The sequence below is a fragment of the Alistipes montrealensis genome, assembly GCF_018362775.1.
GTDB classification, from domain to species: Bacteria; Bacteroidota; Bacteroidia; order Bacteroidales; family Rikenellaceae; genus Alistipes; species Alistipes montrealensis.
In genome coordinates, this window is record NZ_JAGYXY010000002.1 from 349,225 (window position 1) to 374,986 (window position 25,762).

The 25,762-nt window shown below is 57.2% G+C and carries 24 protein-coding genes and 1 tRNA gene; 20 read left to right on the top strand and 5 right to left on the bottom strand.

The features are described 5' to 3' along the window. Positions 1 to 114 precede the first annotated feature (114 nt). A complete protein-coding gene (locus KG007_RS04615) occupies positions 115 to 1,299 on the bottom strand; it encodes a glycoside hydrolase family 130 protein (protein WP_213347535.1) in 1,185 nt (394 codons plus the stop codon). 265 nt (positions 1,300 to 1,564) lie between these two features. On the opposite strand from KG007_RS04615, the gene KG007_RS04620 reads away from it, so the two are divergent. Beyond that, positions 1,565 to 2,167 carry a metallophosphatase domain-containing protein gene (locus KG007_RS04620; RefSeq protein WP_213347720.1) on the top strand — a complete coding sequence of 201 codons (603 nt, stop codon included), beginning with the start codon at positions 1,565 to 1,567 and terminating at the stop codon, positions 2,165 to 2,167. Between the two features lie 76 nt (positions 2,168 to 2,243). On the opposite strand, the gene KG007_RS04625 is transcribed toward KG007_RS04620, so the two are convergent. Then, positions 2,244 to 2,314, bottom strand: a tRNA-Cys gene (locus KG007_RS04625). A gap of 325 nt (positions 2,315 to 2,639) precedes the next feature. Here KG007_RS04625 and dprA point away from each other — a divergent pair. The 7 genes from dprA (at position 2,640) to KG007_RS04660 (ending at position 8,241) form a co-directional block, all read left to right on the top strand. Then, positions 2,640 to 3,740: a DNA-processing protein DprA gene (dprA, locus tag KG007_RS04630; protein ID WP_213347536.1), complete on the top strand. Its 1,101-nt coding sequence runs from the start codon at positions 2,640 to 2,642 to the stop codon at positions 3,738 to 3,740. After that, positions 3,737 to 4,531 (top strand): TatD family hydrolase, encoded by a 795-nt coding sequence (locus tag KG007_RS04635; RefSeq protein ID WP_213347537.1) that lies wholly within the window; start codon positions 3,737 to 3,739, stop codon positions 4,529 to 4,531. Before dprA ends, KG007_RS04635 begins: the two co-directional genes overlap by 4 nt. Positions 4,532 to 4,535: 4 nt before the next feature. Further along, positions 4,536 to 5,564 (top strand): asparaginase, encoded by a 1,029-nt coding sequence (locus KG007_RS04640; RefSeq protein ID WP_195459371.1) that lies wholly within the window; start codon positions 4,536 to 4,538, stop codon positions 5,562 to 5,564. Positions 5,565 to 5,938: 374 nt separating this feature from the next. After that, entirely contained in the window at positions 5,939 to 6,691 is a 753-nt protein-coding gene (locus KG007_RS04645; RefSeq protein ID WP_195459369.1) for a MotA/TolQ/ExbB proton channel family protein, read from the top strand. A 36-nt stretch (positions 6,692 to 6,727) separates the two neighbouring features. Further along, on the top strand, positions 6,728 to 7,147 hold the full coding sequence (locus KG007_RS04650; RefSeq protein ID WP_195459367.1) for a hypothetical protein: 420 nt from the start codon (positions 6,728 to 6,730) through the stop codon (positions 7,145 to 7,147). Positions 7,148 to 7,161: 14 nt separating this feature from the next. Beyond that, positions 7,162 to 7,767, top strand: coding sequence for an ExbD/TolR family protein (locus tag KG007_RS04655; RefSeq protein WP_195459364.1), 606 nt, complete (start codon positions 7,162 to 7,164; stop codon positions 7,765 to 7,767). A gap of 3 nt (positions 7,768 to 7,770) precedes the next feature. Continuing rightward, positions 7,771 to 8,241: an ExbD/TolR family protein gene (locus tag KG007_RS04660; RefSeq protein ID WP_394369653.1), complete on the top strand. Its 471-nt coding sequence runs from the start codon at positions 7,771 to 7,773 to the stop codon at positions 8,239 to 8,241. Between the two features lie 235 nt (positions 8,242 to 8,476). Here the strand turns inward: KG007_RS04660 and KG007_RS04665 are convergent, their stop codons facing one another. Beyond that, a complete protein-coding gene (locus KG007_RS04665) occupies positions 8,477 to 9,076 on the bottom strand; it encodes a ribonuclease HII (RefSeq protein WP_195459361.1) in 600 nt (199 codons plus the stop codon). A gap of 140 nt (positions 9,077 to 9,216) precedes the next feature. Between KG007_RS04665 and KG007_RS04670 the strand changes: the two genes are divergently transcribed. From KG007_RS04670 to KG007_RS04695, 6 genes are all read left to right on the top strand, one after another. Further along, entirely contained in the window at positions 9,217 to 10,233 is a 1,017-nt protein-coding gene (locus KG007_RS04670) for a hypothetical protein (protein WP_213347538.1), read from the top strand. Between the two features lie 157 nt (positions 10,234 to 10,390). Next, positions 10,391 to 11,320, top strand: a complete 930-nt coding sequence (locus tag KG007_RS04675; RefSeq protein WP_195459357.1) for an AraC family transcriptional regulator — start codon at positions 10,391 to 10,393, stop codon at positions 11,318 to 11,320. Positions 11,321 to 11,670: 350 nt separating this feature from the next. Further along, entirely contained in the window at positions 11,671 to 12,552 is an 882-nt protein-coding gene (gene lipA, locus KG007_RS04680; protein WP_213347539.1) for a lipoyl synthase, read from the top strand. Positions 12,553 to 12,554: 2 nt separating this feature from the next. Further along, complete coding sequence (lipB, locus tag KG007_RS04685) at positions 12,555 to 13,271, top strand: lipoyl(octanoyl) transferase LipB (protein ID WP_213347540.1); 717 nt, start codon at positions 12,555 to 12,557, stop codon at positions 13,269 to 13,271. A gap of 8 nt (positions 13,272 to 13,279) precedes the next feature. Further along, positions 13,280 to 15,046, top strand: a complete 1,767-nt coding sequence (recJ, locus tag KG007_RS04690; protein WP_195459347.1) for a single-stranded-DNA-specific exonuclease RecJ — start codon at positions 13,280 to 13,282, stop codon at positions 15,044 to 15,046. A 103-nt stretch (positions 15,047 to 15,149) separates the two neighbouring features. Then, on the top strand, positions 15,150 to 18,305 hold the full coding sequence (locus KG007_RS04695) for an ATP-binding protein (protein WP_213347541.1): 3,156 nt from the start codon (positions 15,150 to 15,152) through the stop codon (positions 18,303 to 18,305). A gap of 32 nt (positions 18,306 to 18,337) precedes the next feature. Here the strand turns inward: KG007_RS04695 and KG007_RS04700 are convergent, their stop codons facing one another. Next, positions 18,338 to 18,868, bottom strand: coding sequence for a nitroreductase family protein (locus KG007_RS04700; protein ID WP_213347542.1), 531 nt, complete (start codon positions 18,866 to 18,868; stop codon positions 18,338 to 18,340). Between the two features lie 164 nt (positions 18,869 to 19,032). On the opposite strand from KG007_RS04700, the gene KG007_RS04705 reads away from it, so the two are divergent. The 6 genes from KG007_RS04705 to folE are packed head-to-tail and all read left to right on the top strand — an operon-like array spanning position 19,033 to position 23,322. Next, positions 19,033 to 19,872 carry an HAD family hydrolase gene (locus tag KG007_RS04705; protein ID WP_195459340.1) on the top strand — a complete coding sequence of 280 codons (840 nt, stop codon included), beginning with the start codon at positions 19,033 to 19,035 and terminating at the stop codon, positions 19,870 to 19,872. A gap of 2 nt (positions 19,873 to 19,874) precedes the next feature. Continuing rightward, a complete protein-coding gene (locus KG007_RS04710) occupies positions 19,875 to 20,462 on the top strand; it encodes a hypothetical protein (RefSeq protein WP_213347543.1) in 588 nt (195 codons plus the stop codon). Further along, a complete protein-coding gene (locus tag KG007_RS04715) occupies positions 20,449 to 21,105 on the top strand; it encodes an ATP-binding cassette domain-containing protein (RefSeq protein ID WP_195459334.1) in 657 nt (218 codons plus the stop codon). The genes KG007_RS04710 and KG007_RS04715 overlap by 14 nt, the downstream gene beginning before the upstream one ends. A gap of 24 nt (positions 21,106 to 21,129) precedes the next feature. Next, positions 21,130 to 21,711 (top strand): RdgB/HAM1 family non-canonical purine NTP pyrophosphatase, encoded by a 582-nt coding sequence (gene rdgB, locus KG007_RS04720; RefSeq protein ID WP_195459332.1) that lies wholly within the window; start codon positions 21,130 to 21,132, stop codon positions 21,709 to 21,711. Between the two features lie 4 nt (positions 21,712 to 21,715). Beyond that, complete coding sequence (locus KG007_RS04725; RefSeq protein ID WP_213347544.1) at positions 21,716 to 22,693, top strand: Gfo/Idh/MocA family protein; 978 nt, start codon at positions 21,716 to 21,718, stop codon at positions 22,691 to 22,693. Positions 22,694 to 22,713: 20 nt separating this feature from the next. Beyond that, complete coding sequence (gene folE / locus KG007_RS04730) at positions 22,714 to 23,322, top strand: GTP cyclohydrolase I FolE (RefSeq protein ID WP_195459327.1); 609 nt, start codon at positions 22,714 to 22,716, stop codon at positions 23,320 to 23,322. A 71-nt stretch (positions 23,323 to 23,393) separates the two neighbouring features. Here folE and KG007_RS04735 read toward each other — a convergent pair whose 3' ends face one another. Next, positions 23,394 to 25,715, bottom strand: a complete 2,322-nt coding sequence (locus KG007_RS04735) for a PAS domain-containing protein (RefSeq protein WP_213347545.1) — start codon at positions 25,713 to 25,715, stop codon at positions 23,394 to 23,396. Positions 25,716 to 25,762: the final 47 nt, after the last annotated feature.

The window sequence follows — 25,762 nt, forward strand, 5'->3', positions numbered from 1 at the left end:
GGACGCCGGACCGAAACCGGAGGTCCGACTCCGATCGCAAAAAACCTCCGCATCCCGGAATCGACGATGCGGAGGTTTTTTGTCAGCGGCAAGCAGCAATGCCGGAGAAGCATCTTAAGGTTTGGAATTTCCGGCGGGAATGGAGTCACCGGGCGCTCCGGCGGCAGGATCGCAGACGGCTACGCCGACATGCGAATCGGCACACCCGTAGTAGAGATACCATTTGGATTTATAGTAAACCAGCCCTTCGATGAAGACCGTGCCGTCCTTGTACTGACCGCTCTTTTCGAAATCGTCCATGGGGCGGAAAAAGGGCACGTCGAGGCGTCCGATGACCTTACCCGGGTCCGCAGCGTCGAACAATAACTGTCCGGCAGAGTACGTGCCGCCCGGATAGCGCATGTCGCGGCGGTCGTCGGTGCGGTTCCGACCGTTGTAAAGCAGCAGGATGCCTTTGTCGGTCAGGATGGCCGGAGGTCCGCACTCGGTCAGGTCGCTGTCGAAATAGCCGATACGCGGAAAGACCACCCCCTTCAGTCCGCCCTGCTCATTCACTTCGGGCGTCCAGTCAACGAGGTTGTCCGACGTGGCGATGTTGATCATCCGCTCACCCCAGTACATCAGGTATTTGCCATTTACGCGCGTGATGACGAGTTTATCGCCGTCGAGTTTGGTCACGATCGAGGCCGATTTGCATTTCAAGTCGCGGAAACGGCCGTTATAGGCCTTTTCGAAGGCATAACCGTGCTTCGTCCAGGTCACCAGATCGCACGAGGTCGCTACGCAGAGCCGCGGAATGCGGCGGTTCCACGCCGTATAGAGCATTACATAAGTACCGTCCTCGGCCATGGCGACACGCGGGTCTTCACAACCTCCCGGCCACTCATACTCTTTCAGTCCATCTTCGGCCGGAAAAAGCACGGGATCACGGCGGAATTGCATTGCCACGCCGTCGCTGCTTTCAGCCAGACCGATGCGCGAAGTACGTTTGCCGATGCCCGTCGCCGAATTGTCCTCGGCACGGAAGAGCACGCATATTTTACCGTCGCGGACGGTCGCAGCAGGATTGAACGTATCGCTCTCCATCCATCCGACCGAGTCCTGCCGCATGGGGCAGAAAAACCGAACCTGCGGGTCGGGCATGATAATGGGATTGGCCCCTGCAGGACGGACAAAGCCTCCCAACGCCCACTCCGGCAGCCGGTTTTCGCCGGTTTCCGCACCGAAGACCCGGTTCGCGCTGCAACTGAAAGCAGCGATGCCGAAAGCCAGCAGCAGCATTTCGAATGATCTCTTCATAGAATTCAGGTTTATTTTTGGTTGCACTCCAATATTTATCAAAAACAAAAATAACGCAAAATAGAGAAAGACCACCATATTACACCGGAAAAAATCGGCCGGGCGCAGAACCCGCCCGACAAATCCGGGAAACGGATAAATCAAAAACAAAACAGGGTTGCAGATAACCGCACCGCTGTTTTTTTGTCTATCTTTGCAGATAACCTCTCGCTCTATGACAGCCGGGCGGCTAAGTATTCAGATCATATACCAACGCACCTTCGAAATGACGATTGCCTTTCTATCCGATACGCACGGAAAACACCGGGAGATGAAAAATATGCCGCAGGCGGATGTGCTGATTCATGCAGGGGATTTGTCGTGGAACGGCACGGAGGAAGAGATTGCCGATTTTATCAGTTGGCTCGGCCCGTTGGATTACAGACATAAAATCTTTATCGCCGGCAATCACGACGATTGCCTGGACGGCGCGGAAATCGAAGGTCTGCCTGAAAATTGCCACTATCTGTGCAACAGCGGCATAGAAATCGGAGGTGTGCGGATCTGGGGAGTGCCGCTCTTCCTGTCCGATGAAATCCATTGGGAAGACCTCTATCCGGAGAAAATCGCCCGGATTCCGGAGCAGACAGATGTGTTGATTTCACATTGCCCGCCATTCGGAATCTTAGACAAATCGGCATTCGGCGCAAACATGGGAAGTGAAGATTTACGCAAACGCGTAGAAAAGACGGCTCCGCATTACCACTTATTCGGCCATATCCACGAAGCATGCGGAGTGTATGAAACGCCCCGGACAACCTTTGTAAACGGTTGTATCGTGAACGAAAACTACGAACCGGTCAATCGCCCCACCGTTATTCATATCTAAAACGGGCCCGTCTTCGGGCCCTGGCAAAAAAAGTCCTCGGAAGTATTAACTTCCAAGGACTTTCGCGTTCAGATCGAGGTCTGAAGCGGATTCGAACCGCTGTACAAGGTTTTGCAGACCTTTGCCTAGCCACTCGGCCATCAGACCATTTTTACCCGAATACCCTGTCTTTTAAACCGAGCCGAATTTTCAAAATTCCCGGAATCCGATCGATCGGCTCCGCAAATCCAAAGCATACGGCTTCATTTTTCAGTGCATCGGGAGTGCAAATATACAAACATTTCTAAAATCTGCAAAACTTCGGCTTAACTTTGCGCTCTTTCCAAAAAATATTTACTTTTTAATCTTAAGGTAAGCGTACATGGGCTTACCTTTTTTCAATCGCAACCGGTTCTTTACGAAATTCCGCCCTGCGTTGCGTTATTTCCCGAAAATGGCTACCTTTACATCGTTCTAAACGTTTTTTCGCGGTATGACCATCGAGGATATTGCCCTTCAGATGACTCCGGGCATCGGCATTAAAGGCGCCGTGCACCTGCTGGAGCAGTTCGGCGATGCGCGAAGCATCTTCGCGGCCACGGCCGACGAGCTGATCGGCAAAGCGGAGCTGCGGCCCGAAGCGGCACAGCAGATCGTCCACCGGAAAGGGTTTTCTGATGCGGAAAAGGAACTCGCCTACTGCCGCCGCAACGGCATCACAGCCATTGCCTCGACCGACCCGGAATACCCGGCGCTCCTGCGGGAAATCCCCGATTACCCTCATGTGCTGTATATCAAAGGAGACACCGAAGCCCTCTCGGCCCGTTGTATTTCAATCGTGGGAACACGCGAAGCGACGCCTTACGGGCAGACGGTCTGCAACCGGCTCGTAGAAGGGCTAGCAGAGCGGGTTCCGGAACTCTCGGTCGTAAGCGGCCTGGCTTTCGGGATCGACATCGCGGCACACCGTGCGGCGCTTGCAGCCGGAGTGCCGACCGTCGCCGTGGTAGCCAACCCGCTGCCCGGCGTTACGCCTGCCCAGCATACGGACGTGGCGCGCGACATCCTCGCCCGCGGAGGGGCTTTAGTCACGGAACTGCACTCGCAGTCGAAGCAGAACGGCAATTTCTACCTCGCACGTAACCGCATCATTGCGGGGCTGAGCGCGGGATGCATCGTCGCCGAGTCTCCCGACAGCGGCGGCTCGCTCTTCACGGCCCACTGCGCCGACGCCTACAACCGGACGGTAATGGCCGTGCCGGGACGCATCACCGACCGGGCGTCGGCAGGCACGAACCACCTGATACGCAACCGCAAAGCACAGTTGGTACTGACGGCCGACGACGTGATCCGGGAGTTGATGTGGGACCTCGGAGAAAATCCCGCGATGCTGCGGGCAAAGCCCCCGACTCCGGAACTGACGCCCGACGAGGCCGGACTGCTGGGGTGTTTCCGCACCGACGACCCGTTGTCGGTCGAGACGCTCGGGGAACTGAGCAGCCTGAATCCCGGCGAACTGGCGACGCTGCTCGTAGGGCTCGAACTGGCAGGCGCCGTGCGCCAGTTGCCCGGAAACAGATACATGAAACTATGATACTGACAGATACGCATTCACACCTCTACGACGAAGCATTCGACGACGACCGCGAAGAGGCTTTAGCCCGCGCCGCAGCCGAAGGCGTCGGGCAACTGCTGCTCCCGGCCATCGACTCCGAAAGCCACGAGCGGCTGTTCGGACTTTGCCGCAGCCATCCGCAGCGGTGCATCCCGATGATGGGACTGCACCCCACCTCGGTAAACGACAATCCCCGCTGGCAGGAGGAACTCGCCCTGGTGGAACGCTACCTGCAAACGCCGCCCGAAGGAATCGAGGGATTCTGCGCCGTAGGCGAGATCGGGCTGGACCTCTACTGGAGCCGCGATTTCAGGGCCGAACAGGCCGAAACGTTCCGCCGCCAGATCGACCTCTCGCTGCAATACGGGCTGCCGATCGCCGTGCATACGCGCGACGCATGGCCCGAAACGGCCGCTATCATGCGCGAATACCGCGGCCAAGGCGTCCGGGGAGTCTTCCACGCCTTTTCGGACGGAATCGAGACCTACCGCAAACTGAAGGAGTACGGTGATTTCGCCTTCGGGATCGGCGGCGTGGTAACTTTCAAAAAGAGCAAACTGGCCGAGGTCGTGCGCGAAATGGAACTGCGGGACATCGTGCTGGAAACCGACTGTCCCTACCTCACGCCCGCACCCCACCGGGGAGAGCGCAACGAGTCGGCCTACGTGCGTTACGTCTGCGAAAAGGTCGCCGAACTCAAAGGACTCACACCGGCGGAGGTCGCGGAGGCGACGACGGCCAACGCCAAACGAATATTCAAAGGAATCTGATACCATGAGATCTTCGATCCTCATTATTTACACGGGCGGAACCATCGGCATGAAGACCGACGCCGCCACCGGGGCGCTGGTCCCCTTCGACTTCAGCGGCATTTACGACGAGTTCCCCTCGTTGAAACGCCTTAACGTCGACATCGACGTACACACGGTGTCGCCCGTGATCGACTCTTCGAACGTGGAGCCGTCGAACTGGCTGGCCCTCGCCCGCCTGATCCGCGACAACTACGCCCGCTACGACGGATTCGTCGTGCTGCATGGGACCGACACCATGTCCTATACGGCTTCGGCGCTGAGTTTTTTGCTGGAAAACCTCGCCAAACCGGTCGTCTTCACCGGAAGCCAGATTCCGATCGGCGTGCTGCGTACCGACGGGCGAGAGAACCTTATCACAGCCATCGAGATCGCCGGGGCCCGCATCGGCGGCCGCCCGGAGGTTCCCGAGGTATCGCTCTATTTCCAGAACCGCCTTTTCCGCGCCAACCGCACCACCAAGCGCAGCGCCGAGGCCCTGAGCGCCTTCCGCTCCTACAACTACCCGCCGCTGGCCGAAGTAGGGGTCAATATCGCCTACAACCTCCCGGCGATCCTGCGGCCCGCGGATACTTCCCCGCAACTGCGCATCGCCACGAAACTATCCGGGGGCATCGAACTCGTCAAACTCTTTCCGGGACTCAGCGAAGAGATCCTGCGGGCCATGCTTTCAGCCCCGGGACTGCGCGCCGTGGTACTCGAAACCTTCGGCGCCGGCAACGCCCCCACTTCCGAATGGTTCATCCGCGTCATCGGGGAAGCCGTCGCACGCGGGATCATCATTCTCAACATCACGCAGTGCGGCGGGGGCTGCGTCTCGATGGAACTCTACGAAACGGGGCTGCAACTGCAAAAAACCGGCGTCCTGTGCGGTTACGACATGACTACCGAAGCCGCCGTCACCAAGTTGATGTACGTACTCGGATTGGGGCTTTCGGACGACGAGACACGCATGCTCCTGCGCAAACCCCTGCGCGGAGAATTTACGGCATAAGCCGTTGCATGTAACAATTTTTTTTTCTATATTTCGCACTGCTAATGTACCCTTTCCGCAGGAAGCAATGGGTGGGTCAGGCGGCAAAAAGCATGCGAAACTATTGGCTTACAGTCCATTAATCGAATCCGGGGTGAATTATCCGGGGTTCGGCTATATGTGCAGAAATAACCTTCCGCAGCAGCTCCGGAGCAGAAAAGGACACTCCGAAGGCTGCGAAAGACAAAAAAAATAATTATTTTTATTGAAAAAATAACGGACGGCAACGTTTGAAAATAAAAAAACGGCATTCGGCGGCGACCGGAAAGAAGAAGAAACCAAAAACACAACAATAAAAAGATCAACTAATCAAATTTAATTTATCTAACACAACTATGAAAAAACTTTTTTTGATTCCGTCGGCTGCCCTGTCCGTACTGGGTACCGTTAGTGCGTTCGCACAGGATGCAGCTGTCGCAACCGAAGCGGTTGTAGCAGAAACCCAGGTTGCAGGCGACAGCATGCACCACGTCATGATGCAGAAGTTCCTCGAAGGCGGTTGGGAGTGGATGCTCCCGGTGCTCCTCTGCTTGGTGATCGGTCTGGCAGTGGCTATCGAGCGTATCCTGTACCTGTCGCTCTCGACGATCAACTCGAAGAAACTCATCGCTTCCGTCGAGGAGGCGCTCAAGAACGGCGGCATCGAAGCTGCTAAAGAGGTCTGCCGCAACACCCGCGGTCCGATCGCCTCGATCTACTACCAGGGTCTCGACCGTTACGACCAGGGTCTGGACGCTGTCGAAAAAGCCGTTGTTTCCTACGGTTCGGTTCAGACCGGCCAGATGGAGTCGGGCCTTTCGTGGATCGGCCTGTTCATCGCCCTCAGCCCGATGCTCGGATTTATGGGAACCGTCGTCGGTATGATCGCGGCGTTCGACGCCATCCAGGCTGCCGGTGATATCAGCCCGACGCTGGTTGCAGGCGGTATCAAGGTCGCCCTTCTGACCACCCTTATGGGTCTTATCGCTGCGGTTATTCTTCAGTTGTTCTACAACTATATCGTTTCGAAGATCGACTCGCTCGTGAATGATATGGAGGACTCGTCCATCACGCTGATGGATATCCTGACGGCTTACAACAAGAAATAATCCGACGCGGATAAGATTAAAAAGTCAAAAGCAATTATGAAAAAGATTTTAAACATATTGCTGGGTGTTCTGATGGCTATCACCGTAGTCCTTTTGGTCTACGCGATCGCTACCGGCGGCTCGGACGCATCGATCAGCGTGAACCTGATGTGGGGATATTTCCTCTTCGTGTTCGCTGTCGCTGCGGCTATTTTCTGCGCCGTTTTCGGAATGATCCAAAACCCGGCAGGCATCAAGGGAACCATTCTGTCCCTGGCGTTGATCATCGTCGTCGTCGGCGTTTCGTATTTCTATTCGGCCGGCCATACGGTGAATATCATCGATCTGCAGAACAACGGTTTCTTCAGCCACGGTGAAACCGTAATTACCGAAACGAGCATCCTCGTAACCTACGTTGCGTTCATCGCCGCTTTCCTGACGGCCGTTGCAACCGAAATCTGGGGCGCATTCAAATAACTGAATAAAAAACGATGGCAACAGATAAAAGAAAAATACAGGAGATCAATGCCGGTTCTATGGCCGACATCGCCTTCCTGCTGCTGATTTTCTTCCTGGTCGCCACTACCATGAATACCGACACGGGTCTGGTGCGCATGCTTCCGCCGATGCCTCCCGAGGATCAACCTCAGGATGAAATCAAGGTCAAGGAGCGCAACCTATTCCTCGTGTTCATCAACGGTAGGGGAGACATCATGGCAGGAGCAGCAGGCAAGCAGGAGCCGCTCGATCTTCACCAGCTCAAGGACAAGACCAAGGAGTTCATCACCAACCCGATGAACGACGAGAACCTGCCCGAGAAGCAGAACAAAGAGATCGAGCTCGCAGACGGCAGCAAATGGGTATATCCCGAGAGCCAGGGCGTCGTTTCGCTTCAGACGACCCGAGACACGGGCTACCAATCCTATATCATGGTGCAGAACGAACTCACGCGCGCATTCAACGAGGTGCGTAACGAGGTGGCACAGCGTAAATTCGGCGCAAAATTCCTCGATCTTCCCGAGGAGCAGCGCAATGCAGTATCGAAAGCCGTACCTCTGAAGATTTCGGAGGCCGAACCGCGTAACATAAAGAAGTAAGCCATGGCAGTAATGAAAAAGAAGGGCAGCAAAGGTCTGCCCCCTATCTCGACCGCATCGCTTCCTGACGTGATCTTCATGATCCTCTTCTTCTTTATGGTCTCGACGACCATGCGCGATCAGGAACTGCTGGTAAGATACAAACTTCCGGAGGCTACCGAAGTGCAGAAACTCGAGAAGAAATCGCTCGTAAGTTTCATTCACATCGGTCCCCCGTCGATGACGATGCAGGCAAAGTTCGGAACCGCGCCGCGCATCCAGTTGAACGACTCGTACAAATCGACCCGGGATATCCTGGACTTCGTCGCCGCAGAACGCGATAAGCTCACCGAAGCCGACCGTGCTTCGATGACGATCTGCCTCAAGGCCGACGAAAATACCAAGATGGGTATTGTGACCGACGTTAAGCAGGAGCTGCGTCGCGCCAACGCCCTGAAACTCTCCTATGCGGCCTCCAAGTCGCTGGGATACTAATCCGGGGATTATGTTGAAAAAGAGCAGGCTTGAAAGCCTGCTCTTTTTGTTTTGCCGGGAGGAGGGCGCTATGCAAAACGGTTCGGCGCGGATAACCTCAGGTCCGCTCGCAACGAAAAGCAGCCGCCTCCGGTACAGGACAGATGGCGCATCGCGTAAAAATTCCCGAATGGAGAGAGCGCTTCATTCGGGAATTTTCGGGGCGGTGGCAGGTGCGCCGCAACCATCGGAAACGTCAGAAAGGGAGTTCCAACTGGTCGATCTCGTGGTTGAACGTCAGCCGGTGGTGGGGCGTAAGACCGTACTCCCGGATCGCCAGCCGGTGTTCGCGCGTGGGGTAACCTTTGTTTTTCGTCCAGCCGTACTGCGGGAACTCTTCGGCGATGCGCAGCATATATTCGTCGCGATGGGTTTTGGCGAGAACCGAAGCCGCGGCAATGTCGGCGTATTTGCCGTCACCCTTGACGATGCAGCGATAGGGAATTTCGAGGCGCGTGCGGAACCTGTTGCCGTCGATAGCCAGGAACGACGGAGCCGGGTCGAGGCGCGCCACAGCCAGCGACATCCCTTCGAACGAAGCGTTCAGGATATTGATTTCGTCGATCCGCGCAGCCGAAACCGCCTCGACGGCCCATGCGACAGCCTCGCGTTCGATGACGGCACGCAGCTTTTCCCGGTTGCGCTCGGTCATCTGCTTCGAGTCGTTGAGCAGCGGATCGTGGAAATCGGGCGGCAGAATCACAGCCGCCGCAAAGACCGGCCCGGCCAGGCATCCGCGCCCGGCTTCGTCGCATCCGGCCTCCGAAAGGTCGTATTGGCACTGGTTTTCTAACATCGTATCACAAATCGCGTAAAACAGACAGCAGTCGGACGGCGTTTGCGCCCAAAGATTACGGGACTACCTTCCATATTCTACAAAGTTACGGATTATTCCGGCTTTTTTCACTAATTTTGTCCGAGGAAAAAAGCCCCGACATGAAATTCGACATTGCACGGCAGCCGCTCGTTCCGGCCTTTCTGACCCTCGCCGCACTCACCGTCGTCGCGATGTGGGGTGCGGGCGGCTCTGACGCGGCCCCCGCGGCGCTGGCCGGGAATATAGCCGGCCGAAGCGCTTCCGACGTAGTCGCCATAACCTTGCCCGGGGACCTGCTGGCACAGTTCCAGTCGGCGCATCCCGCCTGGTCGCGTTGGATCGCCGGCCTGCTGATGCTCTTTACGGGGATGTCCGTCGGACGCCTTACCGTACGTTACAACCTCTACACCGTCGGAACCTGCCTTGCCATTCCTCTTTACGGGGCCATCGCCTGCGGTCTTGCCGGTGACAGCGATTTCCTGACACTCTTCACCGCATCGGCCCTGCTGGCCCTGGCCCTGAAAAACTTCTGCCGCTCGTTCTGCAACGGATTCGGGTTCGACGCCATCTTCCGCGCCTCGTTCTACACGGGGCTGCTGCCGCTCGTCTGTGTGGCCGCTACGCCGCTCCTGATCCTGCTGCCGCTCGCCGTCATGCTCTTCCGGCGCACACTGCGCGAAGTCACCGTCGCCATTGCCGGATTGCTGCTGCCCGTCCTCGCACTCTGCTACGTCAACTGGGGCGCCGGGGGCGAATTTACAGCTCCGGTCACACTCCTGGCGAATACATTCATCACGGGAAGGCCGTTGTCGCTGTTCCTCTCGACACCGATAGAAAGCCTCGTGTTGCTGGGCGCCGTTTTTATGCTCGACCTGATGGCCCTGCTGTTTTTCCTCTCGGACATCTACGCCGTCGGAACCAAACCGCGCTTTATCTTTATATTTAATATAAGTATACTCCTGCTTGTCACCGCCGTGCTGTGCGGTCCCGCCGCGACCCCCGGAGTAATCGCTCTGACGGCCGTACCTTCGGCCGTTCTATTACCCTTCATGTTTGTCCGGATTCACCGGGCCATCGCCCTTCCGCTTTACCTGCTATTGCTCGCTTCAGCAGTCATCAACACAACCTTACAATAATCTATTTAGCCCAAACCATAGCACAAAAGGTCTTATTTGCCCTTTTGTGTCCAAATATGCTATTAATTATGGTAGATTGAAAAGTTAAAATTGTATATTTGAGAACGAACATAAGTGACGCAATGCTTTGTTCAGAAAAACTTAAATTACAATTACTATGAAGAATTCAATGAATTCGTCGGTTCAACAGCCGATGATCGTGAAGTACGTCGAGTCGCTTCACAACGGTATCCAGTCGCAGTCCCTTTCGCGTTACGCAATCGGTTACATCCTCCGCGGAACGAAGTACATCTACGACGGCGATAAGCGTCAGACACTTTCGCGCGGCGATGTTTTCTACCTGGGCATCGGACACCACTACATTGAGAACTTCCCCGAAGGCGGCCAGCCGTTCGAGCAGGTGCTCTTTTATTACACGCCCGATGACCTCCAGCGTATCCTGATGCACCTGAACATCACCTACGGCCTGAACATTTCGAACGAACATTCGTGCGAAAACTGCCGCAACCGCTCGCACGTCACCATGCCCGCATGGAACTCTCTGCGGAACTTTTTCGTCAATACCAACAACTACCTGCGCGACGAGGATTTCCGCCACGACGAGACGGCCGAGAACATCAAGATGACCGAGTTGATCTACCTGATCGCCTCACACGAGGATTGCTGCATCAAAAGCAAGTTGTTAAGCAACGTGGATGCCGCCAAGGAGAATTTCGAACAGATCGTCTACGACCACATCTTCAAGGACATTTCGATCGAAGAACTCTCGAAACTCACCAACCGTTCGCTCACCTCGTTCAAAAAGGAGTTCCGCCGCCACTTCCAGATGCCGCCTCACAAGTGGTACATCCGCCAGCGGCTCATGCACTCGCGTCTGCTGCTGATCTCGACTTCGAAGTCCATCTCCGAAATCGGCAACGAATGCACGTTCCCCAACACATCGCACTTCATCAAACTCTTCAAGAAAGAGTACCAGATGACGCCCGCGACCTATCGCCACAAGCACCTCACGTCTCTGGTCCCCGAACCGCAGCCCAGCACTATCGGCGAATCGGCCGAGAGCCTGGAAATGCGCGAGGCGCTTTAATCAAAAACTTATAAACACAGGGGTATTTTAAAAATTTTAATTATAATCTATAAACAAAATTGCGTTAGGTTTTAGAAAAATGTTACAAAACATTTGGTTTTTCGTAAATTTCAATTACCTTTGTGTAACAAACGTGGGATTCTCCCACTCTCATTAACCTAACTAACCTAACCAGAAGAGGTCCGATACCGGCAGGTGTCCGACCTCTTTCTCTTGCGGGATAGCCCCGGACCGGGGATTATGCCCCGTCACGAACTCCTGCAGGGCATCGCGGAAGAAAATGGGCCGATCACAAGGAATATCCAATCTTTTTTCTTATTTTTGCATCAATTGGAAAATAATGAACTTAAATGCCGAAGTTTTATGACAAGGTAGATGTACTGAAAAAACCCGGATGGCTGAAAATCCGACTCCACCGCACTCCCGAATGGGGCGAAGTGCGGCAGATCGTCGAAAAACACAATTTGCATACGATTTGCAGCAGCGGCAGGTGTCCCAACCAGGCCGAATGCTGGAGCCGGAGAACAGCGACATTTATGATTCTGGGCGACATCTGCACCCGTGGCTGCCGTTTCTGCGCAACCAAAACGGGACATCCCCTTGCTCCCGACGCCGAGGAACCCCGAAAGGTGGCCGAAAGCGTCGCACTGATGAAACTGAGGTATGTCGTCGTAACCTCCGTGACACGCGACGACCTCCCCGACGGCGGAGCTGCCCATTGGGCGGCAACCGTGGAGGCCATCCGGTCACAAAACAACGACGCCGTAATTGAGCTCCTTATTCCCGATCTCGACGCACGACCCGACCTCTTGGACGTAGTTATCGCGTCGAAGCCCGATATCATCGGGCACAACATCGAAACCGTCGAGCGACTGACCCCCGTGGTGCGCTCCAGGGCCAAATACAACACGAGCCTGGAGACCCTGCGTTACCTGAACGGACAGGGCGTCGTAACGAAAAGCGGACTGATGGTCGGACTTGGCGAGAGCGATGATGAAGTTTTGCAAACCCTGCATGACCTGCGCGACGCAGGCGTGCGGATTGTAACACTCGGTCAGTACCTTCGGCCTACTCTGGAGCACTACCCCGTAGCGGCGTATATCACTCCCGAAAAATTCGAATGGTACAGACTCCGGGCGCTTGAAATGGGTTTCAGCTATTGTGCGAGTGCGCCGTTGGTCCGCTCGTCGTATATGGCCGAAGAAGCCCTGCAAAGCGTAAAAAGTTTGTAGCGATGAAAGCCTCCTGCCGGGACCTCGGATGCATGGACTACAAAACCTGCTGGGACTTGCAGCAGGAGTTGTTCGACGCCAGGGTGGCCCGTAAACGCGCAGGCGGAGCAGGTTCGAGCCTTGTCCCGGACACTGAAAACGCCCCCGGAGACAACGCAGGGACGATCCTGCTGGTGGAACATCCGCCGGTTTACACGCTGGGGAAAAGCGGACACGCCGAAAACCTGCTCATCGCCCGGGAAACGCTCAAGGGGATGGGCGCACAGTTCTTTCACATCGACCGCGGCGGCGACATCACCTTCCACGGCCCGGGGCAGTTGGTCTGCTACCCGATTCTCGACCTCGAACAGCTCGGGATCGGCCTGAGGGAGTACATCGAAGCACTGGAAGAAGCCGTGATCCGCACGGTCGCGGAATACGGCATTGCAGCGGGACGCATCGCCGGGGCTTCGGGAGTCTGGATCGACCCCGGAAAGGCTCGGCCGCGCAAGATTTGCGCAATAGGAGTCCGTTCGTCGCGTTATGTCACCATGCACGGGTTCGCCCTGAACGTCACGACCGACCTAAGGTGGTTCTCGCGCATCAACCCCTGCGGATTCACCGACCGGGGCGTCACGTCGATTGCCGCCGAAACGGGCCGCGAAATCGGAATGAGCGAAGTAAAATCGCAGGTTGTGCAATTTTTAAGTGAGATTTTAAATGTTAAAATATATAAATAACAATTCGTATGCCTATAGAAAAACGCTGGGTAGTGAAGCCACAGGGCGACCCCGCGACGGCGGCCATGCTGGCTGCCGCTCTGCGGATCTCGCCCGTACTGGCCAATCTGCTCGTACAAAGAGGCATAGACACCGTAGAAAAGGCGGAGAAGTTCTTTAAACCGAGCCTCGCCGACCTGCATGATCCGTTCCTGATGAAGGATATGGAGAAGGCGGTCGAGCGGGTCGAACGGGCCGTTGCGAACAATGAGAAAATCATGGTTTACGGCGACTACGACGTGGACGGCTGTACGGCCGTTGCGCTGGTTTACAAGTTCCTGCGCCAGATCGGGCACAAAAACCTGATGTTCTACATCCCCGACCGGTATACCGAAGGATACGGTATATCGATCAAAGGTATCGACCTTGCCGCCCGTAAGGGCGTGGGGCTTATCATCGCCCTGGACTGCGGCATCAAAGCCACGGAAAAGGTTGTCTATGCGAAGACGAAAGGCGTGGATTTCATCATCTGCGACCACCACCTCCCGGCCGAGGAGATTCCCAAGGCCGTAGCCGTTCTGGACCCCAAGCGGGTCGACTGTTCCTATCCGTTCGACGAGTTGTCGGGCTGCGGCGTAGGATTCAAACTCGTGCAGGCCTATGCCCAGAAAAACCGCATGCCCTTCGAGCAAATCCTGCCCCTGCTGGACCTGCTGGTCGTCTCGATCGCCTCGGACATCGTGCCGCTGGTGGGCGAGAACCGTATTCTGGCCTATTTCGGCCTGAAGAACCTCAACCGCGAGCCGTCGAAAGGACTGTTGTCGATCATCAAGATCTGCGGACTGGACAAACACAACATCACCATCGACGACATCGTCTTCAAGATCGGGCCGCGCATCAACGCCGCGGGCCGCATGCGAATGGACGAGAACGACGAAAACGCATCGCCTTCGGGCGGGCACGCCGCCGTCGAACTGCTGATCGAGGGTAACGAGTCGATCGCCGAAGAGTTCGGCAGCGTGATCGACGCCTACAACCAGGACCGCAAGTCGATCGACCGCTCCGTTACGCAGGAGGCGCACGACTACATCGAAGGCAATCCCGAAATGAAAGCCCTCAAGAGCACGGTGATCTACAATCCCCGGTGGATGAAGGGCATCGTGGGGATCGTCGCTTCGCGCCTGATCGAAACCTATTACCGCCCGACGGTGGTGCTGACGATGAGCAACGGTTTCGTGACCGGCTCGGCGCGTTCGGTTCCGGGATTCGACCTGTATCAGGCCGTCGAATCCTGCTCGGACCTGCTGGAGAATTTCGGCGGACACATGTACGCCGCAGGGCTGACGATGCGCCCGGAACGGGTCGAGGAGTTCACCCGGCGGTTCAATGCCTACGTGGAGGAGAACATCGACCCACAGATGCTCGTTCCGCAGGTGGACATCGACAGCGAACTGCTCTTCTCCGACATCACGCCGACGTTCCGCAAGGACCTCAACCGCTTCCAGCCCTTCGGGCCGGGCAACACGGCGCCGGTCTTCGCGACCTACGGCGTGAGCAACCACGGCGACGCCAAACTCGTCGGCATGGAGTGCGAACACCTGCGCATGGACCTGATGCAGCGGCAGAAACCCAATACCAAGATCCAGGCGATCGCCTTCCAGCAGCCCCTGCACTACGAATGGGTGCGCTCGGGACGCCCGATCGACGTATGTTACCAGATTGTCGAAAACCACTACCGGGGTACGGTGACCACACAACTCCGTATCAAAGATATAAAACCGGTACTGAACAGATAAAAAATCACACTTTCACGACAAGGTCCGGAGTTGCGTTCCGGACTTTGTCGTTTGATACAACGCGTCACGGCCGGGGAAACCCGGCAACCTGCATTTCAAAAACATGAATCTTCTGAAGAAAGCGTCCGGCATTCCGCTCCGCGTCCTGGCGGGAATCATGCTTTTCAGTTGCCTGCTGGCACACCCATTTTCCGAAGCGACGAGCAGCCCTCCGGGCGACAAGCGCGATTACATGCTGGTATTGAATACCTACACCGAATCGTCGCCCTGGAGCCGCAACATCATCAACAACATCGTCACACATATCGATCATGTGGACAATTTCGAGGTATACACCGAGAACATGAACTCGCTGCTGATGAGAATCAAGAACAACGAGATGGGGGAGATCGAAGCCTTCAAGAACAACCTGCTGCGGGAATACGGCAAAAATCCGCCCCGCATGCTGGTGTTGCTGGGCGCCCCGATTGCCGTACTGCGCGACTTCGTGAAACAAACCTGGCCCGGCGTACCGCTTATTTTCTGTTCGGAATTCGACTATATCGCCCCCGAAAGTGCATATATACAACGCCGGGCAATCCAACCCGAAGAACGCAAGCCACTGCTCGACAAAGCCGAAGCAGACAACATCACACTGATCCGGACACCGTTCTACCTGCGCGAGAACGTCGAGCTGATGCGCCGGATGATCCCGGGCATGGATTCGCTGATCTTCATCGGAGACAGTCGTTACATCAACCAGCAGGCCGACAACGACCTGCGCGATTTGCTGCATCGCGAATTCCCGCACATCGACTACCGCTTCTATTCGGCGGACAGCATGTCGACCGAGGCACTGCTCGACTCGCTCAACCGCATCGACAACCGCCGCACGGGCGTTCTCTTCTCGTCATGGCACTTCACGAAAAAGATCGGGACCAACGTCGTTCCCGTCACCGACTCCTACCGCGTCATCGCCAGCGTGCAGGCCCCGATGTTCGCGCTGATGCCCGCAGACATCCGCGACGGCGGGCTCGTCGGAGGCTATGTGTACGACGATACAGAGGTGAACACGCAGATCATTTCGGCCATCGACGCCGTCCTCGCCGGCCATCAGCCGCGCGACATTCCGTTCTACACCCCCAAAGACCCCCGCCCGGTGTTCGATTATACGACCCTCGAACGCAAAAACCTTTCGCCCCATACCTGTCCGGCAAACACGCTTTTCTACAACAAACCGGTTTCAGCGCTCGAACAGTACAAATGGGCGATCGGCGGGATCGTTTTGCTGCTGCTGGCCTTCAGCATCATCCAGCAGTGGCGCATCCGCATGCTGCACAACGTAGATACGGCCCGCCGGCGCGAATCGGACAGCCAAGCCCGCTATTCGAACTTGTTCAACAACATGCCGATCGTCTACATCCAGGCAAAGGTCGTCTTCGACAAGGACCATACCCCTGCGGATGTGATTTACTGCGACGTGAACACCCATTTCGAGCGTCTTTTCACCGCCCGGGAAAAGGTGATCGGCAAACCGGGCAGCGAACTTTTTCCCTACCCGATGACCGAGTTCCTGCGGCTTATCAACATCGCGCTGACTGAAAACCGGACTATCACCTATCCCGTCTATTTCAAGCCGCGCGACGCCTTCTACGAGGTCGTCATCAACCGCTCGTATGTCGCCGACCACATCGACATCTTCTGCCTCGACGGTACGGCACTCCACCAGACGCAGAAGAAACTCGACTCGATCAACCACAAACTCTCGATGGCGCTCGACGTGGCGAACATCGTCCCGTGGAAGTGGGACCTGCAGAACGGCACGATCCTGTGCGATGTCAACAAATCGGTGCGCAACCAGCAGCTTTTGGCCAATCCCGATGCCGACATACAACTGTCGGTCCCCGAAGGGAGTTATTTCGCGAAAATCCACAAAGAGGACCGCGAGCGGGTACGCCGCGCCTACGACGATCTGATTGCCGGGCGGAAGGAGAAGGTGCGCGAAGAGTATCGTGTAGCTTCCGATGCCGGAGGACACTGGCATCTGGACTGGGTCGAAGCCCAGGCCGTCGTGGACCAGCGCGACGAAGAGGGACGCCCGCTGAACCTCGTCGGATCGTCGCTGATAATCACCTCGCGCAAGCAGATGGAGGAGGAGCTCCTCTCGGCCCGCGACCGCGCCGAAGAGTCGAACCGGCTCAAGTCGGCGTTCCTGGCCAACATGAGCCACGAAATCCGCACGCCGCTCAACGCCATCGTCGGATTCTCGGGAATCCTCGCCGAAACCGAAGAGGAACAGGAGAAACGAGAGTACATCTCGATCATCGAGAACAACAACACGCTGCTTTTGCAACTGATCGGGGACATACTCGACCTCTCGAAGATCGAGGCCGGAACGCTGGAATTCAACTTCTCGGACTTCGACCTGAACGATCTGATGCACGAAAAGGAGAGTATCTTCCTGATGAAAGTCCCCGAAGGCGTCGACCTGGTTTTCGAACCCGGACTCGACGAATGCCAGTTCCACTCCGACCGCAACCGGCTTTCGCAACTGTTGATCAACCTGCTGACCAACGCTTCGAAGTTCACCCGCCAGGGGTCGATCCGCTTCGGCTACAAGGTCCGGGGCAGCCAACTCTACTTCTACGTCACCGACACGGGATGCGGCATTTCGGCCGAGGGCCAAAAACTTGTTTTCGAACGCTTTGTCAAACTCAACTCCTTCAAGCAGGGCACAGGACTGGGACTTCCGATCTGCAAGAGCATCGTCGAGCACCTCGGCGGGGAGATCGGCGTCGAATCGGAGGAGGGAAAAGGCACGACCTTCTGGTTCACGCTCCCTTACACCGTGGGCAAGCCCAGCGAGGTCCCGCGCGAAGAGGCTCCGGCATGCTCGGTCGAGAAGGACAAACTGACGGTTCTCGTCGCCGAAGACAACGAAAGCAACTACCGCCTTTTCGAAACGATCCTGCGCCACGACTACCGCCTGCGCCACGCCTGGAACGGACAGGAGGCTGTCGAACTGTGCCGCACGGAGCATCCCCACCTGATCCTGATGGACATCAACATGCCGGTGATGAACGGCTACGAGGCCGCGGCGGAAATACGCAAATTCGCCCCCGGAACCCCGATCGTCGCCGTAACGGCCTACGCCTACGCTTCCGACGAACAGAAGATCATGCAGAACGGCTTTACGGGCTACATGCCCAAGCCGATCAGCGCTCCGCAGCTTAAAAAACAGGTTCTCGACATCCTGCGAAAACACATTACGCTGATATAGAAAAGGACGCCTTGCAGGCGTCCTTTTTCAGTTTATCCGAGCCGTATGATCCGCTCTTTGTCGTCCGCGGGCGGAAGCGGGGCAGGGGTGAAATCGGAATAGCCCAGGGCGATGGCGCAGAGAGGTTCGCAACCGTCGGGAACAGGCAGGAACGTGCGCAGGTAATCGGCGGCCTTCTCGCCGTCGGGAGCGTCCTTGCGGCGGGGCCGTCCGTTGACATGGACCCAGCACGAGGCGAGTCCTTCGTCGACACAGGCCAGTTGCAGCACCGTCGCCGAAATCGCGGCATTTTCGCGCCACAGGTCGCTTGCCGAGGTTTCACCCAGCACGAGGACCGCCAGTGGCGCATCCTTCATAAATGCCGAGCCGTAATCGCGCATGTCGGCCATGCGGGCCACCAGCGCAGGATCATCGACCACCATGAGGCGCGTCGAACGCGTATTGCGCGCCGAAGGAGCCGAGAGAGTCTCGTGAAGGATGCGGTCCACGACTTCGCGGGGAACCGTGCGGTTCGAGAATTTGCGGACCGAGCGGCGTTTTGCAATTAATTCCTTGAATTCCATAATCGATTGTATTTTCTTACGTTATTTCGGAAAAAGGGGCTCCGGTTCAACAAGGCCGCACCCCGGCAGAACACACGCACCGCCCGACCTTGCAACCGGGGTGCGCCGTTTTTGCAAAAGTAGCGAAAAAAAGTTATCTTTGAGAATCAAAAACTTTGAAAACAATGGAATTCAGATTCACCATAGCGCTCATCTACGACTTCGACGGAACGCTTGCCCCGGGCAACATGCAGGAGTACGACTTCATTCCGGCGGTCGGCAAAAGCAACAAGGACTTCTGGGCCGAAGCCAACTCGCTCGCCGAAGAACAGGACGCCGACATGGTCCTCACCTACATGGCCCGGATGATTCAGGAGGCCAAATCCAAAGGCCTGTCGCTCCGCCGCGAAGCGTTCCAGGATTCGGGACGCCGCGTGACACTGTTCAACGGCGTGAAGGAGTGGTTTTCGCGGATCAACGCCTACGGCGAACAGCGGGGAATCCGGATTCTGCACTACATCAACTCCTCGGGCCTGAAAGAGATTATCGAAGGGACGGAGATCGCCCACGAATTCCGCAAAATCTACGCCTGCTCGTTCCTCTACGACGTGGACGGCATTGCCTACTGGCCTGCCGTGGCGGTCAACTACACCAACAAGACGCAGTTCATGTTCAAGATCAACAAGGGCGTGGAATCGGTTTTCGACAGCAAGATGGTCAACCGCTATATTCCCGAAAACGAGCGTCCCGTGCCGTTCAAGCACATGATCTACGTCGGCGACGGAACCACGGACATCCCCTGCATGCGGCTGGTAAAGAACTTCGGCGGACACTCGATCGCCGTTTACAACCCCGACCAGAAGGGAGCGCGCAAGGAGATGACCTCGCTGATCCACGACAACCGCGTGAGCCACGTCTGCCCGGCGGACTACTCCCCGGGGTCGGAGATGGACGTACTCGTAAAGACGATCATCGACAAGATCGACCTCGACGACAAACTCGAAAAACTGGAGGCCGTCAGATAACCATGCCAACCCGAAAACAGCGGCACATCTACTCCGGGCGGCTGTTGCGCATCAGCCTGCTGGGCGGATCGCCCGAGTGGACGGCAACCCTGCGGCGTCATCCGGCCGCTGCCGGGACAGTCGCCGCCGCACTGGCCGTTTGCGCCTGTGTGCCCTATGCCGGATTCCCGGCGCTTTTCCTGGCGGCCCTGCTGTGCGGAACGTTTTACGCCGGCAACGAGCCGCTGCAACTCGTGCTGCTGCCCGAAACGGGGGCGGCGCGGTTTCTCGCCCAAAAGACATTAACGGCCTGGCGCAACTATTTCCTGCTGTCGCTGCCTTTCGCCGTCCTAAACCTCATTCTATGGCCCGGAACAGCGTGGATGGCCGCAGCATGGGTCCCGTCGGCGGCATTGGCTTTGTTCTACTTCGTCACGGCCAAATACGCCTGCTACGAGCCCCGCAGGGCCGCTCGCCGGCCGCTCGCCGCCAAACTCGGCGTCGCAGGATTCCTGGTTCCCCTGCTGCTGCCGCTGAGCCTTTGCCTCCTGGTAAGCTACACCCTCAGGGCCGAACGCAACCTCAACCGTTACCTCCATGATTACGATTGACGCAATCCGGGTCCGCGACGGGGAGCGGACGCCGCTCGACGGCGTGACGATGCTCCTCACCGCAAACGCCGTCCACGGTATCGCGGGCGAGGGACGCAGCACGCTGCTTCGGACCGTATACGGGCTCCTGAAGCCCGAATCGGGACATATATCCGCCCACGGACATCCCCTGCGACAGCGCGATATGGCTTATCTGGAGGCAGAACCGCATTTCTGGCCGGGACTGACAGCGGGGGATTACCTCGACCTCGTGCGCCGCTACACACCCGGGGCCGATCCTGCGCCGTTTCTACGGCGGCTGCCCGTAACGCCGGACGCCGAAGCCGCGGCGATGTCCCCGGCAGAACAAAAACGGCTGGCGCTGGTCCTGGCGCTAATGCGGCGCAAACAGGTTCTGCTGCTCGACGAGCCTTTCCGGGGACTCGACATCGAGAGCGTTTTCGTCTTGCAGCAGTTGATCCTGCAACTCGGCTCCGAAGGACGGACGCTGCTCGTCGCGGCGGATTCGCTCACGCCGCTCGACGGCATCTGCGACGATCTCTATGTGCTCGGCGACGGCGGCGTCCGCAGCCGCTACGAACACTACGAATTTGCACGTGCGGCCCGGGAAGCGGGCCTTGCGCCCGGTTTCCCAGAAAAATAGTACCTTTGTCCAAAACAGCAACCGATGAAAATACTTTTCGCCACCAACAACGCCCACAAGCTCACGGAAGTACAGGCCGTGCTGGGCGACGCCTATACGCTCGTGACACCCCGCGACTGCGGCGTTACGGAGGAGATTCCCGAAGAACAGGAGACCCTCGAAGGCAACGCCTCGCAGAAGGCGCACTACCTGCGCGGCCGCACGGGGCTGGACTGTTTCGCCGACGACACGGGCCTCGAGGTCGAAGCGCTGGGCGGAGCTCCGGGCGTCCATTCGGCGCGCTACGCCACCGACGGGCACGACTTTGCGGCCAACAACCGCCTGCTGCTGAGAAATCTCGAAGGCGAACAGAACCGCCGGGCGCGTTTCCGTACGGTCATTTCGCTGCTCCTGGGCGACGAAGAACACCTTTTCGAAGGGATTGTCGAAGGGCGGATCATCGACCATGAGGCCGGGCACGAGGGATTCGGTTACGACCCGCTGTTCGTTCCCGACGGCTACACGAAGACCTTCGCCGAAATGACCACCGAGGAGAAAAACACCGTTTCGCACCGCGCCCGCGCCGTGCGCAAACTGGCGGCATATCTCCATTCGATTGAAAAATAACCTTATGGAAAACGTCAACTGGGGAATCGTGGGCTGCGGCAATGTCTGCGAACGCAAGAGCGGCCCGCCGATGTACAAAACGAAGCACTCCGCACTGGTGGCCGTCATGCGCCGCGATGCGGAAAAAGCCGCCGATTTCGCGCAACGTCACGGCGTACGGAAAAGCTACACCGACGCAGCGGCACTGATCGCCGATCCGGAGGTGGACATCGTCTACATAGCGACTCCGCCCGACACGCACTGCCGGCTGGCCCGGCAGGTGCTCGAAGCCGGCAAACCCGCCTACGTCGAGAAACCGATGGCGATGACCCATGCCGAGTGCACAGCGATGAACGACGCGGCGGCAAAGGCGGGGCAGAAGCTTTTCGTAGCCTATTACCGCCGGGCGCTGCCTTATTTCCTGAAGGTAAAAGAGCTGCTCGACGGGGGCGCCGTCGGCAAACCGCTGACGGTCGGCATCCGCCACTTCCGCCCGGAAAGAGCAGAGGACCGCGATGCGGTAAATCGTCCGTGGCGGCTGTGCCGGGAGGTCGGCGGGGAGGGTTATTTCTACGACCTCGCCCCGCATACGCTTGACATCCTCGATTTCCTGCTCGGGGAGATCGCCGACGCCAAAGGATACAAAACGAACCGCGGCGGATTTTACGACGTGGCCGACACCGTCACGGCAACCCTGCGCTTCGAATCGGGCGTCACGGGGACCGGGACCTGGTGTTTCGCGGCCCCGCCCCAAGCCGCCGAAGACACGGTCACCATCACGGGACGCAACGGCATCATCCGGTTCAGCACCTTTGAGTTCAGCCCCATCGAACTGACGACGGCGCAAGGCACGGAGTTTTTCCGGATCGAACAGCCCGAACACATCCAGGGTCCGCTGATCGAAACGATCGTGGCCGAACTGCGCGGCGAAGGGCATTGTCCCTCAACCGGAATTTCAGCCGCACGGACATCGCAGGTCATGGACTGGATTATGAACCGATAAAAATCGTTATCTTTGCACCCATGGAACTGAAAAATTACGATAAGGAGGAACGGTTCGACCCGGCGACCGTCGAAGCGCTGAAGCTCCACTACACCGAAATACTGCGCCTGCTGGGCGAAGACCCCGCACGCGAGGGATTGCAGAAAACCCCCGAGCGCGTGGCCAAAGCCATGTCGTTCCTGACGAAGGGGTACGACGAAAATCCGCTGGAAATCATCCGCTCGGCGACTTTCCGCGAAGAATACAAACAGATGGTGCTCGTGAAGGACATCGAACTCTATTCGATGTGCGAACACCACATGCTGCCTTTCTACGGCAAGGCCCACGTAGCCTATATCCCCAACGGCCATATTACGGGACTTTCGAAGATCGCGCGCGTAGTGGAGTGCTTCGCCCGCCGCCTGCAGGTGCAGGAACGGCTGACGGTGCAGATCCGCGACTGTATCCAGGAGGCGCTGAACCCGATGGGAGTAGCCGTGGTGATCGAAGCCAGCCACATGTGCATGCAGATGCGCGGCATCGAAAAACAGCAGTCGGCCACCACGACATCGGCGTTCACGGGTATTTTCCTCTCCGACCACCGCACGCGCGAAGAGTTCATGACCCTAATTTCACACCACTACCGGTAGACCGGAGGGAGGCAAAGGACACGAAAAATCCGCACACTTCAACGGTGTGCGGATTTTTTTATCCGGAACGGTCATGCTTTTTTCAAGTCGACCAACACGCTGTTCAGCGCCTTGTTGAGCGAGTACTGCGACAAGGGTTTGATCAGGAAGTCGTTACAGCCGGCCTCCTTCGCCAGGCCGGCGTCGTTGGCATAGGAATAGGCCGACATGGCCACGATCGGAACATCCGGCGACACAGCCCGGATACGGCGCGTAGCTTCGAGCCCGTCCATCACCGGAAGACGCACGTCGATCAGTACGGCATCGGGCCGCACGCGTTCGAACTGCTCCACGACCTCAGCCCCCGTAACGGCGCGCACAAGCCGGAAACTCCGGCTCAAAACAGCTTCGATCAGCCGGAAACTCGGGTCGGAATCCTCGCCGACAAGCAGCGTCCAGCGGCCCGAAGCCCCCTTCTCTCCCGGAGCAGCACCGGCATCCTCCGCCGGAAGGTCCCGGTGCTCCATCGGAATCGAAAAGCAGAACCGCGTTCCCTTGCCGACCTCCGATTCGACGCCGATCGTTCCGCCGATCCGCTCGACGATCATTTTCGAAATAGCCAGCCCGAGTCCGGTTCCCGAGGCAAAATCGTTCAGTTTGACGAAACGGTCGAAAATGGTCCGCACCTTCTCCGGCGGAATACCCACGCCCGAGTCCTGAACGTAGAACTCGATATGGTCGCCGCAGATATCGAACCCGAAACGGATCGAACCGCTCTCAGTGAACTTCGCGGCATTGTTCACCAGGTTGGTGATAACCTGCGCCAGCCGGTTCTGGTCGCAGACGATCTGCACATTCTCGTATTTCTCCTCGAAAACAAGCTCCACGCCCGGTTTCAAACGCGTTTTGTGGACCTCGTATTCCGAACGGCACAGTTCGTTGAGGTTCATCGGTTTGAACTTGAATTCGAGCGTCCCGGCCTCGATCTTCGAGATGTCGAGAATGTCGTTGATCAGTTGCAGCAGCAAATCGGAGTTGGTGTCGATGATCTCGGCATACTGCTCTTTCTCCTCCTCGGTCTCGGCCGATCCGATCAGTTTGGCGAAGCCTACGATGGCATTGAGCGGCGTACGGATTTCGTGGCTCATGTTGGCCAGGAACGCCGACTTGAGTTTATCGGACTCCTCGGCGCGGATACGCGCCTCGACGATCTCCAGTTCGGCATTTTTCAGGTCCGTGATGTCCCACGACACGCCGATGATGAGCGGCAGGCGGTTTTCGACCGGAACCAGCGATTTCGAGGTGTTGACGATGCGCGTTTCGCCCGCCGTGTTGACGTATTCCTCCACAAAGGTCACCCGTTCGCCCGTTCGCAGCAACTCCAGGTCGTCGCGGCGGAAATGCTCGGCATCCTTCGGATTGGGGAAAATCTCCGAATCGGTATGCCCGATCGCCTTCTCGACCGGAATGCCCGAATATTCGGCGAAAGCCCGGTTCCAGTAGAGATAGCGGAAATCGTTGCCGGGATCCTTCACGAAAAGATAAACCGGAATGTTGTTGAGGATGCTGTCGAGGATCGAATTCATCTCCTTGACCTTGTTCTCGTGTTCGATGCGCAGCGTCACGTCGCGGCCGAAGAACCAGACGATCTCGCGCTCCTTGAAATGGTCGTAGATGATATAAGCCACAACGTCCCAGGCCATGATGCGGCCCTGGCCGTCCTTAAAACGCACGGTATACTTGTGCGATCCCCCGTCACGGCGGATTTTCCGCAGGCGGTCCTCCCACTGCTGCTTCGTACCCTTGAACGACCAAAACTCGTAGACCTTGTGGCCGGAGAGTTCGTCCGTAATATTGTGGCGCAGGCGGTACTGCTCGTTGGCGTACTCCATCGTGCCGTCGAGGTCGCAGGCGTAAATCTCCTCGTCGACATTGTTCAGCGCGTATTTGACCATCTCCAACTCGTGCTTGGCCACCTCGGCATCGGTAATGTCGCGGCAAATACAGAGCGCATGCTCGCCGTCGAGCGGAAAGATGCGGTTTTCGTAGTTATGGGTTATGCCTTCGAGTGTGATGTCATGGTGCGACGAAGAGCCGTAACCCGTGGCAAAGACGTTTTCAAGGTTGTTGCGCACATTATGGTACGCCTCGGGAGAGAGCATCTCCCGGATATTCTGGCCGACGATCTCACTGCTCGGAGCGCCGACATGGTTGGTTTCGTCTGAAGACACCAACTCGACGAGTTGTCCCCGCCGGTCGAGCACGGTCAGCATATCGGGAATGGAATCGAGAATCTTGCAGGCATAACGCTCCCGGAAGCGTTCTGCCGACCTGTCCTCCGGACCGAGTCGCTGTTCAAGTTCCTCGATCCGGCGGATCAACTCCTCCCGGGAGCTGTTATCGTATCGGCTCATAATAATTCAGTTATTGCAGTAGGACTCAAGACAAAGATAACATAATT